This window comes from Gammaproteobacteria bacterium, assembly GCA_016765075.1.
GTDB lineage: Bacteria > Pseudomonadota > Gammaproteobacteria.
In genome coordinates, this window is sequence record JAESQP010000149.1 from 1 (window position 1) to 15,244 (window position 15,244).

A 15,244-nucleotide genomic window follows, 5' to 3' on the forward strand; every position below is an offset into this window, starting at 1 on the left:
TTAGAAAAAAACCCTAATTTTCGTGGCGAGGCCTACCCCAGTGAAGGGGAGCCTGGCGATGAAGAGGCAGGCTTGTTGGTTGATGCTGGGCAGGTCATGCCTTTTATCGACAAGGTAGTGTTTAGCCTGGAAAAAGAAAACATACCCTATTGGAACAAGTTTTTGCAAGGCTATTACGATAGCTCGGGTATAGGTTCAGACAGTTTTGATCAGGCGGTGAATATTTCTGGCGGTGGTGATGCCACCTTAACCGAGGAGATGCAACAGCGCGGCATTGATTTGCTGACGACTGTTGCAACATCCACCTACTATGGTGGCTTTAACATGTTAGACCCTGTAGTCGGTGGTGACAGTGAGCGGGCACGTTTGTTACGTCGTGCTATTGCGATCACTGTTGATTACGAAGAATATATTGCTATTTTTTCAAACGGTCGTGGTATTCCAGGGCAAGGACCTATACCGCCAGGCATATTCGGTTATGAAGAGGGTGAGACAGGCATTAATCGTTATGTTTATGATGTCGTTAACGGGCGAGCGCAACGTAAATCAATTGAAGAAGCGCGTGCCTTATTAGCCAAGGCCGGCTATGCCAATGGCATTGATCAATCTTCGGGTAAACCCTTGCTGCTTCACTATGATACGCCTGCTGTGGGGCCGGCGGCCAAGGCAACGCTAGACTGGTGGCGAAAACAGTTTAAGAAGCTCAATATACAGTTGGTTATTCGCAGCACTGACTATAATCGGTTTCAGCAGAAGATGCGTGATGGCAAGGCGCAGATATTCGGCTGGGGCTGGAATGCGGATTATCCTGATCCGGAGAATTTTTTATTCCTTTTATACGGGCCGAATAAAAAAGCACAGCTCAATGGTGAGAATGCAGCAAACTATGCCAATGCAAAATTTGACAAGCTCTTTGAAACAATGAAAAACTTGCCTAATGGCCAAAAAAGAAGGACAGTCATTAAAGAAATGATTGATATCGCGAGAAAGGATGGCCCTTGGTTGTGGGGTTTTCATCCTAAAGTGTTTAGCTTGCAACATGAATGGTTAAAAAATACTAAGCCTGCCGATATTGCAAATAATACCTTGAAATATAAACGTGTCGATCCGTTAATGCGTGAGCAAAGACGTGCCGAATGGAATACAGCGATATTGTGGCCAGTGTATTTACTCTTATTATTACTTGCCATGGTGGTTGCGCCAGCCTTTGTTGCTTATAAAAAACGTCAACGTGCTGCTGCGCTATCTTCTAATTCGGCTTCAGTTACTTTGATCAAGCCTACACGGATAGATATTTAATGCTGGCCTACATAATACGGCGTTTGCTTTACGCAATACCGATATTAATTGGCGTCAATTTGATTACCTTTGCACTATTCTTTGTTGTTAATTCGCCTGATGATATTGCGCGTGTACACCTGGGCGATAAACACGTCACTGAAGCAGCGATCACCAAATGGAAGGTAGCCAGAGGCTACGACAAACCATTATTGTATAACGCGGATGTCAGTGGTATCGACAAATTCAAAGAAACGATTTTTTTTGAAAAATCAGCCAAATTATTTGTTTTCGATTTTGGTGCTGCCGATGATGGCCGTGATATTGGCTATGATATTCGTCAACGCATGTGGCCAAGTTTAGCCATCGCCATTCCTTCGTTAATTATTGGTTTGTTAGTTAATATCACCGCTGCCATGATTTTGGCCTTTTTTCGTGCCAGCTATATTGATGTCGCAGGAGTGATTATAGGCGTGGTATTGATGTCAATATCGTCCATGTTTTATATCATTGGTGGTCAATATCTCATTAGCAAGTCTTTGCATTTGGTGCCCATATCCGGTTATGACGATGGGCTAGATGCGATTAAATTCCTTGTGTTGCCTGTGATTGTTGGTTTGATAGGTGGCATTGGTGCCGGCACACGTTGGTATCGCACAATTTTTCTCGAAGAGATTAACCGTGATTATGTGCGCACAGCACGCGCCAAGGGTTTGTTTGAAAGCGTGGTTCTGTTCAAGCATGTACTGAAAAATGCAATGATCCCGATTTTAACGGGTATTGTTGTTATCTTACCTATTTTATTTATGGGCAGCCTGGTCACCGAATCATTTTTTGGTATACCAGGTTTGGGTAGTTATGTTATCGACGCCATACAGGCACAAGATTTCGCTATTGTTCGCGCCATGGTCTTTTTGGGTTCCGTGCTATATATCATTGGCCTGATATTAACGGATATTTCTTATACGCTGGTTGATCCGCGTGTGCGCCTTAACTAACCCGCATATTTCACGAAGGCGGACGATACTTGATAATGTTTAGTCTATATATCAATATTTTAGGTTTGAATAAAGGTCGCAATCTATTGCGACAGTTTGTCCTGTTCGGTTTCAGAGTAAATCTGGCGTCGCATTTTGCCCGATCCCCCTCAAACCATAGTTACCACTATGCTTTTTCGGATGATCGACCAAACTACTTAGCCAGATTTTCTCTGAATCCCGAACCCTTCGTGAAATATACGGGCTAACAGGAACTGATAGCGATCATGTATTTATTTGGTTATCAATTCTCACCGCTATGGACTGACTGGCTAGTCTATTTGCTTGTGTTCTTTGGGCTTGCTTTTTTCTTTTATGCACGCCGACATGAGCACTTGCTACGGCCGTGGCGTCAAGTTGTACGGCGGCCTTTGGCGATGTCGGCAGCTATGGTGTTAATCGTCTATGTTCTTATTGGTCTTGCTGATTCGTTTCATGTTCGTGAACAACGTGATAGCGGGAACAACAGTAACGATCCCGTGTTTTCATCCGAAGTGGTGTCAGTGCTTGATATTATTTTGACTACGTTACGTTCTCAGCAGGAGAAAACCTATTCTGCTCCCTTTGCCACAAATTCTTATGCTAAGGAAACCATTGAATTACCCGATGGCAGTATAGTGCGTGAGTTTCCACGTCTTGTTTATGGTGGCGCCCATCTTGACGATATTTCGCAACGTGTACCAGATATCCTGAGCAAGGTTGCTCGTGCTGTGATTAAAGCGCTGTTGGTATTGCTGCTTGCGATTGCGCTACTAAGTTATTTTCTATCACGAAAATATTCAAATAATTATCGTCAACAGCTGAGTTTGTTAAAGTCGGGAGCCACCGATGTGCCTTGGCGCACCTTATTATTAACCGGTTTTGTCATCACTTTTGTGTGCTTGTGTTTGTCTAGTTTGGCGCCGTATTACCATGTTTTGGGGACAGACAAAGTGGGTCAAGACGTGCTCTATCTATCCTTGAAAAGTATTCGTACTGGTTTGGTCATCGGTAGTTTAACAACCTTATTTGTGTTGCCGTTTGCATTGGTGCTTGGCATTATGGCAGGTTATTTTCGTGGCCGTGTTGATGATGTGATTCAATATATTTACACTACACTAAGCTCGATTCCAGGGGTGTTACTAATTGCGGCATCGATATTAATGATCGACGTTTATATTCAAAACAATGCTGATCAATTTTCTACCATTGCCGAACGTGCCGATGCGCGTTTATTGTTTCTCTGTTTGATACTGGGTGTTACGGGCTGGGTCGGCTTATGTCGTTTGCTGCGTGGCGAGGCTTTAAAGCTAAGGGAAATCGATTATATCCAGGCATCGCAGGCCTTTGGTGTGTCGCACACACGAATTTTGTCGCGCCATATTTTGCCCAATGTCATGCATATCGTTTTGATTACCCTGGTGCTCGACTTTAGTGGCCTGGTTTTGGCTGAGGCGGTATTGTCCTATATCGGTATAGGAGTAGACCCATCGATGATAAGTTGGGGCAATATGATTAATGGTGCCCGTCTTGAAATGGCACGTGAGCCAGTGGTGTGGTGGTCGCTGGTCGCGGCATTTATTTTTATGTTTTTACTGGTGTTATGTGCCAACCTGTTTTCAGACGCGGTGCGTGATGCCTTTGATCCCAGGGCCTATTAACACTATAAACATGGCAGCGTCGCCTAAAAGCGCCTACTGTTGGCGCCGCCGCCCAAAATCGGGCCAGGCGCCCCGCAGGAAGTGCCCCCACGCCTTCGCGGGGGCAGGCTCTTGGGGTGCAAGGCACGAAGAGAGAGATTTAGTGGTGCTAAATGAACGACGAGTAACGCCGCCTGGCTCGATTTGGGGCGCAACCCGAAGGGACGAGGCCATTTTTCCGCAGCCCTGTGTTGCAGCTCGCTTGTGTACCGCAAATACACAGCGCTCACCGCGCTGTGAGGGAGTGCGACAGCATTCCCGAGGAAGTGCCCTTGGGGTACGCCTTGTCCTGCGAAAAAATGGCCTCCGTCGCTGCCATGTTTATAGTGTTAACAGGCCCTAATTCATGGACGCTAAAGTAATCATGCCAACAGATACAGATGTATTACTGCGCGTTACTAATCTCAAGACGCAATTCAATACCCGTCGCGGTGTGCTGCGTGCCGTTGATGGCATCAGTTTTGATGTGCGTAAGGGTGAGACGTTTGCCCTGCTAGGTGAATCGGGTTGCGGCAAGTCAATGACGGCATTATCAATAATGCGTTTAGTGCCAGAACCAGCAGGGCGCATTGTTGAGGGTTCAGTGAATTTAGCGGGCACCGATTTATTACAATTAAGTGAAATGGATATGCGTGCCATGCGTGGTGGCCGTGTTGCCATGATTTTTCAAGAACCGCAGTCGTCACTCAACCCTGTTTTAACGATTGGTGAACAGATCATTGAATCGGTGTTATGTCACTCACCGCTAAAGCGCGTGCAAGCTAAGGTAAGGGTGATTGAATTATTGGATGCAGTAGGTATACCCGACCCCAAGCGACGCTATAAAGAATATCCGCACCAACTTTCAGGCGGTATGAAACAGCGAGTGATGATTGCTATCGCATTGGCTGGTGAGCCAGAGTTACTTATCGCTGACGAGCCGACAACCGCTTTGGATGTGACCATTCAAGCGCAGGTGCTTGAATTGCTCAATGACCTGCAACGCCAAACCAATATGGCCATGTTGTTTATTACCCATGACCTGGCTGTGGTGTCGAATATTGCTGATCGTGTTGCTGTGATGTATGCCGGTCAAATTGTTGAGCAAGCAAGTCGTGATGAATTTTTTAGCACACCACGACACCCTTATACCTGTAAATTGTTTAAGTCATTACCACAGGCCAATAAGCGGGATGAGTCGCTGGCAGTTATTGAAGGCAGTGTGCCTTCGCTGTTGACCCATTTTTCAGGTTGTCGTTTTGTTGATCGTTGTGATTATGCCTGGGAGGTGTGCCGACAAACCCTGCCGCGCTGGCTGGGAAATAATGAGATTGGTGTGCGTTGTCATCGCTTCGATGAAACGATTGAGCAAGCCATTGACCAAACGATAGTAGTTAAAATACAAACGCAAAAGAACAAAACACAAACCCGTCCTGGTGATGTCATATTACTAAAGGTTAATGATCTTAAAGTTCATTTCCCGATTCAAAAAGGCTTTCTCAAGCGGACAGTGGGCCATGTCAAAGCGGTTGACGGTGTGTCTTTACAGATCGCTGAAGGTCACACGCTGGCTTTGGTGGGTGAATCCGGTTGCGGTAAAACCACAGCGGGTAAAGGTATTCTGCAATTATTGAAACCCACTTCGGGTAAAGTTGAATTTAACGGCTATGATTTGACGACATTAGATAAAAAGACTTTGCGTGGTTTACGTTCTGACATTCAGATTATTTTTCAAGACCCCTATTCATCAATGAATCCGCGAATGATGGTTAAGGATATTATTGCTGAAGGAATGATTGCACAAAATACCTTTGCCACGCGTGGTGAGCGAGACCATCGTATTGATGAATTATTAGACCAGGTTGGTTTGGCCGTTGACAGTAAGCAGCGTTATCCTCACGAATTTTCTGGCGGTCAACGGCAGCGCATTTGTATTGCTCGCGCTTTAGCGGTTAATCCCAAACTCATCATCTGTGATGAGCCTACCAGTGCGCTGGATGTATCGGTGCAGGCGCAGATATTAAATTTATTAAAGGAACTACAGCAACGTCATGGCCTAGCCTATTTGTTTATCACCCATAATTTATCTGTGGTTGAATACCTGGCGCATGATGTGGCTGTGATGTATCTGGGCCGTATTGTCGAGCATGGCCCAGTCAGTACAGTGTTTGCTAAGCCAGCGCACCCGTATACTGAAGCATTATTATCAGCAGCTCCGACTTTGGATGATGAAAGTCGGCGTGATGTGATACGGCTTGAAGGAGATTTGCCTTCGCCATCGGCGCCACCTGTAGGTTGTTATTTTAATCCGCGTTGCCCGAAGGTGTTGGATGAATGTCGGCGTATCTACCCGGAAAAAGTGAATCTCAATAATCTGCATAGTGTTTGCTGTCATTTGCATAAGCCAAGCTAGCATCAGCCAGGCTTTAGGAACCTTTTATTTGTTCATGAGTTTTCTTTATGCTCAGAGCATGTTAACGGACTCTTGGAATGCTACATACCGCCAGAGTAAAAATTTAAATACTTTAGATCACAATCTGCCTCGTTCAGAATAAATGAGAGGCGTCTTTAATTTTTATCTTGTCTAGTATAAGCTACAGAAAATAGGATTATGGTGCGTGGGGAATATGGCAGTTATTGATGTAGCACTTTGTTTGGTAGAGGGAGTGTGTAATGGCATTGCTCTCTAATAGCCAATTATCGGTTTTAGGAGAAATGCCCGTTGAGTTGCGCGCCTCCGTTACTGCTTATCTTGGCTCTTTTCATCGCGCAGCGAAGGCCGCTAAGGTGCGTCTAGTCACACACCCAGATTTACTTAAGGTGCTGTGGCGTGTCTGGGCTTACAGCGAATATATTGCTGATAGCTCTGTACAAAACCCCGCTATGTTGGCCGAGCTTATTGGTGGCGGTGACTTGCTTACGGATTATTCTTCGACTGAGTACGATGAAAAACTGCATATCTTGTGTGCAGAACTGGATAGCGAAAATGAATTAGCCAGTGTCTTGCGTCAATTTCGGCGTAGAGAGATGGTTCGCATTGCTTGGCGTGATCTTGCCAAGTGGTCGGATATTGATACCACGATGCGCGAGCTATCTGCTTTAGCAGATAGTGTTATCAAGACAACCAATGATCACCTCTATCGATTACATTGTGAGCGATATGGAACGCCTCAGGGTGAAAAAAGTGGTCAGCAGCAACAGCTTGTTATTATCGCCATGGGCAAACTTGGTGCTGGCGAGCTTAATTTTTCTTCAGATATCGATTTAATCTTTTGTTACCCGGAAGAGGGTGAAACTAAAGGCGCTGCTAGCAGTTGTAGTAATGAACAGTTCTTTATTCGGCTATGTCAATCTTTTATAAAAGCACTGGATAAAAAGACGGCAGATGGTTTTGTTTTTCGTGTTGATGTACGACTGCGTCCTTTTGGTAAAAGTGGGCCTTTGGCAGTGAGTTATGATTGTTTAAGTCATTACTATGAAACGCATGGCCGCGAATGGGAGCGCTATGCCATGGTGAAAGCGCGTGTCGTTACCGGTAGTGAGGAATCAAAGAAAGCATTGCAAAAAATCATAACGCCATTTGTCTATCGTCGTTATCTTGATTATGGCAGTGTCGATGAGTTGCGCACAATGAAGGCAGCAATCAGTGCTGAAGTAAAGCGCAAAGGTAAACAGGGCGACATTAAATTAGGTCGTGGCGGCATTCGCGAGATTGAATTTATAGGTCAGACCTTTCAGCTTATTCGTGGTGGTTGGCAGGCGGCTCTACGACAGCGCCCTATTCTTACCATATTGGATTACCTTGGCCGGCTGAATTATTTACCGCAGCAGGCGGTGCAGGAATTAATTGTTGCCTACCGTTTTTTGCGTAAGCTTGAGAATCGACTGCAAGCATGGCGTGATGAGCAAACACATGCTTTACCGCAAGATAACATAGGCCAGCTTCGTATCGCTTTAGCCATGGGGTTTGATGATTGGGATGAATTTTCTGATGAGCTAAACCAACACCGTAATCGTGTTAGCACGCATTTCGATGCCTTGATTGCGGCGCCTGAAAAAGAGAGTAATGGTGTTGATGAAATAGCGATTGATGCTTGGCAGTCTGTTTTGGATGGTAGTAAGGATGTCGCCGAGTTTGATAGTTTAGGTTATGCCGATGGTGATCGGGCTTTTGAGATTCTTTTCTCTTATGCAGAGTCTACTGCTTATCGTCTATTGACAGCACAAGCACGGAAACGTGTCGATCAGCTTATGCCAATTTTATTAATGGAAGTTGGTGAGCGAGGCGAACCAGAGGTTGTTCTAACGCGTGTTATTAATGTTGTTGAGGCAGTATCTCGCCGTGTCACTTATTTAATTTTATTGCAAGAAAACCCGGCAGCGTTAACCCAACTTGTTACCTTGTGTGCGGCAAGTCCGTGGGCGACTGATCAGCTGATCGCGACACCCATATTGATGGATCTGTTGCTGGATGTGCGTGCTCTTTATGCACCATTGGATTCTCATTCTTTGGGTGGTGCGTTAAGCAATTCATTGATGGGTATCGCAGATGATGATCTTGAGCAGCAGATGGAGGTCTTTCGTCATTTTAAGATGAATCAGGTTTTACGCGTTGCTGCTGCCGATGTTGCGGGTGTTTATCCGTTGATGGAAGTTAGTGATCATTTGACCTCGATTGCTGAAACCATCTTAAATAAGGTCATCACGATTGTTTGGACTGACTTTGTCGTACGTTATGGCAGGCCGAGCGAGATCCGTGATGGTGAAACTTATCACCCTGGAATAGCCATAGTTGCCTACGGCAAGCTCGGCAGTATCGAGTTGAGCTACGGTTCTGACCTTGACTTGGTTTTCTTGCATGATGGCGGTGATGAAGGCGCTACTGATGGTGACGAAGTTATTGATAATGCAGTATTTTTCGCGCGTTTGGTGCAGCGGGTGATGCATATTATGGGTAGTCATACGCCAGCAGGTGTGCTCTACGAGATGGATTTACGTTTGCGACCGAGTGGTGCCTCTGGTTTGCTAGTGAGCCCCATCGATGCATTTTTCGAGTATCAACAGCAAGATGCCTGGACCTGGGAGCACCAAGCCTTGGTAAGGGCTAGAGCGGTGGCAGGCCATGAGCGCGTTATGCAACGCTTTGGTGACATGCGTAGCAATATCTTGAGCCAACAGCGTAATAGCAAAGCGTTATTGTCTGATGTGGCCGATATGCGACAGCGTATGCGTAAAGAGCTGAAGAAGAACAAAAAAAGTGAATTCGATCTCAAACAGGGTGTGGGGGGTATTGCTGATATCGAATTTATCGTGCAGTATTTGGTCTTACGTTGGGCACATTGTCATAAAGATTTGACACAATTTACCGATAATATACGTCTGTTGGAGTTATTATCGAATCGTGGTTTGTTGGCAAAGCGAGATGCCGTATCCTTGGCGGATATTTACCGTGAATACCGAGCGACAGTACACCGGCAAACGTTGCAGGGTGAAGCTGCCATTATAAAATTGTCGGCATATAAGCAGCAACGTGAAGTGGTTAGTAATATTTGGAATAAACTTTTTTCTAAGTAATTTAACTAGGCGGCCTGTAGTCTCTGGCCTCGCCTAAGGTGAGTGATTAATATGTTTGGAAAACCAGAATCTGAAATGAATGAACAGCAGGTAACAAAAGCATCTGTGAGTACAGGTGGTCGTGGGCAAGCAACAATTGGTTCATCAATTGCTATTAAGGGCGATCTAATTGGTGAAGAAGACTTAATCGTACATGGTCGTCTTGAAGGGACCATTACACTAAAACAAAATAGCTTTATGGTCGGTAAAGATGGCCATGTAAAAGCTGATGTTCGTGCCCGTGTCATTATTGTTGAAGGGCGTGTCGAAGGTGGCTTGTTTGGTGATGAGCAAGTCATTATAAAAAAATCTGGTGTTGTTCAAGGTAATATCGAAGCACCACGTGTTGCACTAGAAGACGGTTGTAAATTTAAAGGCAGTATCGAGATGAGCGTTGCTAGCAAGCCTGCTACTGACAAGTCTGTTGAGCCTGCCGCTGTTAGTTCTGCCAATGTAGGTAATGGACATAAGGTTGAGGCTGTTGTACCCCGAGGGCGCGTTGCAATTAGGAAATAGCGATGTTTAGAGCGCAGGGCGCTGCACTTTTTTCAGCGCCCAATGTTGATGAGTTAGAATATCGATCGCCTGGGTTACAACTGATCTTTGAGCGAATCAATAAAGGCAAAAAGGTTAACATTCTTGACTTGGGGCAGCCGCTTACTAACAATGTTGAGTTTTTATCCTCTTATCAATGCCGTTTGTATATTGGTGATTGGTTACAGTCGCTGCCGTTAGATGGCGAACCTTGGGCTGAACACCCTGCTTTTAGCCCGCTGTTCTCTGAGTTATTACCCTTTAATACTCAGGAACAATTTGATGTCATTCTTGGCTGGGACATTGTTAACTATCTTAGTGAGGAAAATATCCGACGATTTTCCCGTTTCATCGCGACGTACGCGAGCGTTGATGCATTATGTTTTTTCTCTTTAGCAACGCAAAAAGACATGGCAGCACAGCCTGCAAAATACCGCATTATGGCTGAAGATACTTTGCATTGTGAGAAACATGATGGTGAACTCTGTCCGTCGCCACGCTTTACTCAAAGCCGCTTGTTAGAATTAATGCCAGAATTTCAACCACACCGTTCTTTTTTGTTACAGAGTGGACGTCAGGAACAAATTCTTCGGCTTAGATAAACATTTTTCTACATTTAACTGTTCGGTTATTAATGTTTCAGCAAGTTCGATATCTTGCCAAGTGTTGATATTAATCCAGGTGTTGATGCAGTGCTTCGCTTTATCGTTGTATTCTGCATAGACACAATGACTCTCTTGTAGCCAACCAATAACACTGCGGCGACCATCACTCAGATAGTTTGCAATGCTAGGAATATGGGTTTTCTTTAATAGTAATAATAATGGCTCAATTTGGTCTGAATGCTTTACTGTGCAAGCATCGTTGTTGTGTATTGTGCTTTTTAATTGATCGTAAAGATCTAAAGGTAAAAAAGGCATATCGCACGGTATGACTAACAGATATTCGCTTTGTAAATGTTTTAACGCTGTATAGATACCCGCTAAAGGGCCTGAAAAATCACCGATTGTGTCGCTAACAACATGTTGTGCATAATTTGAATATTTCTCGTGATTGCGATTGGCGCTAATGATTAGATTAGCCCTGTTATGATAAAGATTGTGATTCAATCGTCCTATACAATGTTCAATCAAGGGTTTTTTGTTCAGCATTATCAAGCCCTTGTCGATGCCATTTAGGCGCCGTGCTTTACCTCCAGCTAGAATCAATATGTCCGCATGTGCCCTATTCACGCTGGGCTCATACTGGCAGGTTGAATAAAGCACTATATGGAGTGTAATCGACTTTATCACCAGGTTCGATTTTGCACCCCGCTTCAATGCGTACAAGTCCATCACTATGATGTAACGATGACTGAATTCCGGAATCCTGCGATGAATATGCTTGCGCACAAAGCTGTCCACCTTGATGTATTAGCTTTACGCGTAGGTATTCACTGCGATTTTTTGTTAGCCAGCTAAATCTCGCGATGACCGAATAACTGACTAGTGCTTGATTTGTTAGGCGACTATTTAAGCCTTGACATGATAATAAGAATGGCCGTGCAATTATTAAAAATGTAATCAGAGCAGACACCGGGTTGCCGGGCAGACCAATAAAAGGTGTGTCACCGATGGCACCAAATACTAGTGGCTTCCCCGGTTTTATAGCAATTTTCCATAAATACATGGTGCCAATATTTTGTAAAGCCGTTTTGATATAATCTTCATCACCAACGGAAACACCGCCTGTTGAAATAATGACATCGGCATCCTTGCTGCATAACGCAAGTTCATTTTCTGTATCACTCAGATTGTCAGCAACGATTTTGTGGTGTGTTACGGTAAACCTTAGCTGGTTAATAAGCGCGCTTAAGGCATAACGGTTGGAATTGTAGCGTTTGCCGCTTTCGTTATGTATGTCGGCATCATCTGTGCCGGGTTCCAGTAATTCATTGCCAGTAGTCAGTAACGCAATACGTAGGCGTTGATAAACAGAAACAGTATTGATGCCTAATGAGGCAATCAGTCCAATTTGCACGGCTCCAATCACATCACCTTTATGTAATACAACATTGCCTTGCTGTATATCTTCACCCGCATAGCGAACGTGATGACTAGATATTGGCGTGACCTTGAATAAAACCGTTTTATTATCGTAGGTACAATCTTCTTGTATCACTACGCAGTCTGCCCCTTGGGGTAGGCTTGCGCCAGTAAAAATACGCGCGGCAGTTGCCGGTTTAAGTGGTGCAGGGTTACTACCAGCTATTACGCGTTGGCTAATAGAAACTGATAACTGCGATGGAATATCTGCGCTATTGCAGGCAAAGCCATCCATTGCACTATTGTCACTGCTTGGCACGTTGATGGGTGCGACGATATTGACTGCGCAGACTCTACCATTGGCATCGCTGAGCGAGACGGTTTCTTTTTTAACGAGTATTCGTGCATGATCGAGTAGTGTTTTAATCGCCTCGTGTTCAGATAACATGGTTAAATACTATCGTTCTATCAATCGCGGAATCAGTTGTACTAGATTACAGGGTCGTGTGCGGCTATCAAGCTGTTTACTAATAATATGTGTCCATGCTGTTGTACAAGCACCAGTAGAGCCGGGCAGACAAAAAATGATTGTGCCATTAGCAACGCCTGCGAGGGCTCGTGATTGCAAAGAGGATGTGCCGATTTCTTCGATAGAAATAGCACGAAACATTTCGCCAAAACCATCAATGACTTTATCAAGCAAAGGGCTGATCGCTTCGGGTGTACCATCGCGGCCTGTTAAGCCGGTACCACCATTGCAAATAACTACTTGTACTTTATTATTTGCAATCCAGGAGGATACAGCAGCGCGTATGCGATAGATATTGTCTGTTGTAATGCGTTTTTCAACCAGTTTATGGCCGGCACTTTTTAATGCATCAACAAGAAACTGTCCTGAAGTGTCATTGTCTTCATTTCGGCTATCTGAAATAGTCAGTACCGCGATAGCGAGTGGGGTGAGCTGTTGTTCTTTTTTCATGCCTGAAACTATTGGTTAAAAGTGGCTGACGATTATAACGTTTGTCTCCGCTTAGCGTTGCGGTTTTTCAGTTGTTAATACCCATAGAGGTGAGTAGTAGGTAAAGTAAAAGCCCACTGAATAGCATCATAATGATAGCCAAGCTGCGCCAGAATGCTAATGGGTTTTGCTCTAAAATAGGGGGTTTTATTCCCTGTGTAAGGGCATGATTAGGGTGAGATAGGTCATAAATAAATTCTGATAGTATTCCATAGCGACTTTCCGGATCAGGGCTAATGGCTTTTTGCAAACAACGATCCATCCACAACGGAATCATTGGATTGTACTGATTGCTAGGGTGATATTTCAAACTTGATGTTGACTTCAGACTGGTCATTTTATCCAGCATTGTACCGTAGGGTAATTTCCCAGTGAGTAATTCGTAAGTAATCGTCGCAAGAGAAAAAATATCAGAGCGATTACTACCGGGTTGGCCAAGCAGGTATTCTGGTGCCGTGTAGTTTTTTGTGCCAAGCAGGTTAAGCTGTTCAATGGGTGAAAATATCTCTGCAATACCAGCAATCTTGGTTGAGCCAAAATCGATGATAGATACCTTGCCATGGGCATCAATCATTATATTTTCTGGCTTCAGATCCTGGTGCAACATTTGTAAGCGGTGAAAGGCACGCAAACCGGTGGCGATTTGTTCAACGATCAGGCGCACCTCTTTAATATCAGGTTGTGAGTGTTGATTCATCCACTCGCGTAGCGTTTGGCCATCAATATATTCTGTCACATAGTAAAGAAACTGCCGTGGCCGTGTTTGCTTTACTATTTTAAGTACACGCGAGTTATGGATACGTTGACCAATCCATTCTTCACGGACAAAGCTTTCGATATAGCCAGGATCATCTTCGAAATTCACTGAAGGCGTTTTAATGACTACTATTTGTTCATTAGTAGTGTCAGTCGCTTTATAAACTTGAGTGCGTTTGCTGGCATGAATCTCACGTTCGATGCGGTAGCCGTCCAATATCATGCCGGGTTTGAGATCAGGCGGGAACGGAAGCTTGGTTAGTGCATCCACTGCTTCGTTAGCACTTTGCAAGGGCAGTGATTCGACTCGCAGTACCTGACAGGTAATATTATCATTACTGTCATTAGCTAAAGCGAACTGGCCTACCGCTTTAGCGGCGCTATCCAGGTCTTGTGCAGCTGAAACAAGGCGGGCAATATCATTGTCGTCTACAAAATCGTGTACGCCATCGGTGGTGAGTATAAATATATCACCGGCTTCGACACGAGTACTGGTGTAATCAATATCCAAATGAATATCGATTCCCACGGCACGACTCAGATAGTGATTGCTGGCGATAGAACGACGGTGATCGTTGGTCAATTGTTCCAGGGTTTTCCCCTGTAGACGATAGACGCGAGAATCGCCGACATGAAATATATGAGCAGTAGTCGATTTTAATATCAAAGCGCTAAATGTCGTGATCAATCCACGACCAGACTCATCACTTTGCTGGCCACGATGATAGAGCCAACTATTTGTCGCAGTAAGAATTTTGTGCGCAGAGGTTTTTGTTGTCCACGAATCAGGTGTCGAATAATAATCGGATAGAAAGCTGTTGATACAGGATTCGGCTGCTTCACGGCCATTGATACAGCTGCTAACGCCATCAGCGACGGCAGCAGTAATACCTTTGTTCGTTAACTGTGGCTCGTTTGGGTTCACGACACCACAACAATCCTGGTTTTCTTCCTTGATGCCCTGTTGTGAATATTGGCCAATACTGATGCTGAGTTTTACTGCCATAGGTAGTCCTGTTTTCTTGATCTTATAGGGTTGGTAAATTCATGGCAGGTATTTTCTAGCCGTAAACAATAGTTAAGATAATACGGCCTATACCGTATTTTGTCCTGGCATTTATTATGTTAATGTTAGCTAACATGTTGAATCATAATCCTTAAATTTAATAATTACACAAAAGTTAACAAGTGATACATAGCCGGGTGATATACGGAACGTTCCATATAATAAACTGTTATGTTTCATCCAGCATTAAGCCATGGTTAGCAAACCTATGTGTGAATTAAGAAATATTGGTAAAACTGTGTCTACTCGACTACACGGAA

The 15,244-nt window shown here is 44.4% G+C and carries 11 protein-coding genes; 7 read left to right on the plus strand and 4 right to left on the minus strand.

All coding sequences use genetic code 11. The features are described 5' to 3' along the window. From JKY90_09250 to JKY90_09280, 7 genes are all read left to right on the plus strand, one after another. Positions 1-1,299 (plus strand): peptide ABC transporter substrate-binding protein (locus tag JKY90_09250; GenBank protein MBL4852441.1); only part of this gene is annotated, 1,299 nt, incomplete at its 5' end. Next, positions 1,299-2,276 carry an ABC transporter permease gene (locus JKY90_09255; protein MBL4852442.1) on the plus strand — a complete coding sequence of 326 codons (978 nt, stop codon included), beginning with the start codon at positions 1,299-1,301 and terminating at the stop codon, positions 2,274-2,276. The genes JKY90_09250 and JKY90_09255, both read left to right, overlap by 1 nt. 266 nt (positions 2,277-2,542) lie before the next feature. After that, positions 2,543-3,955 carry an ABC transporter permease gene (locus tag JKY90_09260; GenBank protein ID MBL4852443.1) on the plus strand — a complete coding sequence of 471 codons (1,413 nt, stop codon included), beginning with the start codon at positions 2,543-2,545 and terminating at the stop codon, positions 3,953-3,955. 403 nt (positions 3,956-4,358) lie between these two features. Continuing rightward, positions 4,359-6,386 (plus strand): ABC transporter ATP-binding protein, encoded by a 2,028-nt coding sequence (locus JKY90_09265; protein ID MBL4852444.1) that lies wholly within the window; start codon positions 4,359-4,361, stop codon positions 6,384-6,386. Between the two features lie 260 nt (positions 6,387-6,646). Beyond that, on the plus strand, positions 6,647-9,547 hold the full coding sequence (glnE, locus tag JKY90_09270; protein ID MBL4852445.1) for a bifunctional [glutamate--ammonia ligase]-adenylyl-L-tyrosine phosphorylase/[glutamate--ammonia-ligase] adenylyltransferase: 2,901 nt from the start codon (positions 6,647-6,649) through the stop codon (positions 9,545-9,547). 51 nt (positions 9,548-9,598) lie between these two features. After that, entirely contained in the window at positions 9,599-10,102 is a 504-nt protein-coding gene (locus tag JKY90_09275) for a polymer-forming cytoskeletal protein (GenBank protein MBL4852446.1), read from the plus strand. A 2-nt stretch (positions 10,103-10,104) separates the two neighbouring features. Beyond that, a complete protein-coding gene (locus JKY90_09280) occupies positions 10,105-10,722 on the plus strand; it encodes a hypothetical protein (protein MBL4852447.1) in 618 nt (205 codons plus the stop codon). Here the strand turns inward: JKY90_09280 and mobA are convergent. From mobA to JKY90_09300, 4 genes are all read right to left on the minus strand, one after another. Continuing rightward, on the minus strand, positions 10,681-11,352 hold the full coding sequence (gene mobA / locus JKY90_09285) for a molybdenum cofactor guanylyltransferase (GenBank protein MBL4852448.1): 672 nt from the start codon (positions 11,350-11,352) through the stop codon (positions 10,681-10,683). The two genes, JKY90_09280 and mobA, sit on opposite strands and share 42 nt — an antisense overlap. Positions 11,353-11,359: 7 nt before the next feature. After that, on the minus strand, positions 11,360-12,592 hold the full coding sequence (locus JKY90_09290) for a molybdopterin molybdotransferase MoeA (protein MBL4852449.1): 1,233 nt from the start codon (positions 12,590-12,592) through the stop codon (positions 11,360-11,362). A gap of 9 nt (positions 12,593-12,601) precedes the next feature. Continuing rightward, a complete protein-coding gene (moaB, locus tag JKY90_09295) occupies positions 12,602-13,123 on the minus strand; it encodes a molybdenum cofactor biosynthesis protein B (protein MBL4852450.1) in 522 nt (173 codons plus the stop codon). A gap of 67 nt (positions 13,124-13,190) precedes the next feature. After that, positions 13,191-14,924 (minus strand): bifunctional protein-serine/threonine kinase/phosphatase, encoded by a 1,734-nt coding sequence (locus JKY90_09300; GenBank protein MBL4852451.1) that lies wholly within the window; start codon positions 14,922-14,924, stop codon positions 13,191-13,193. Positions 14,925-15,244 lie beyond the last annotated feature (320 nt).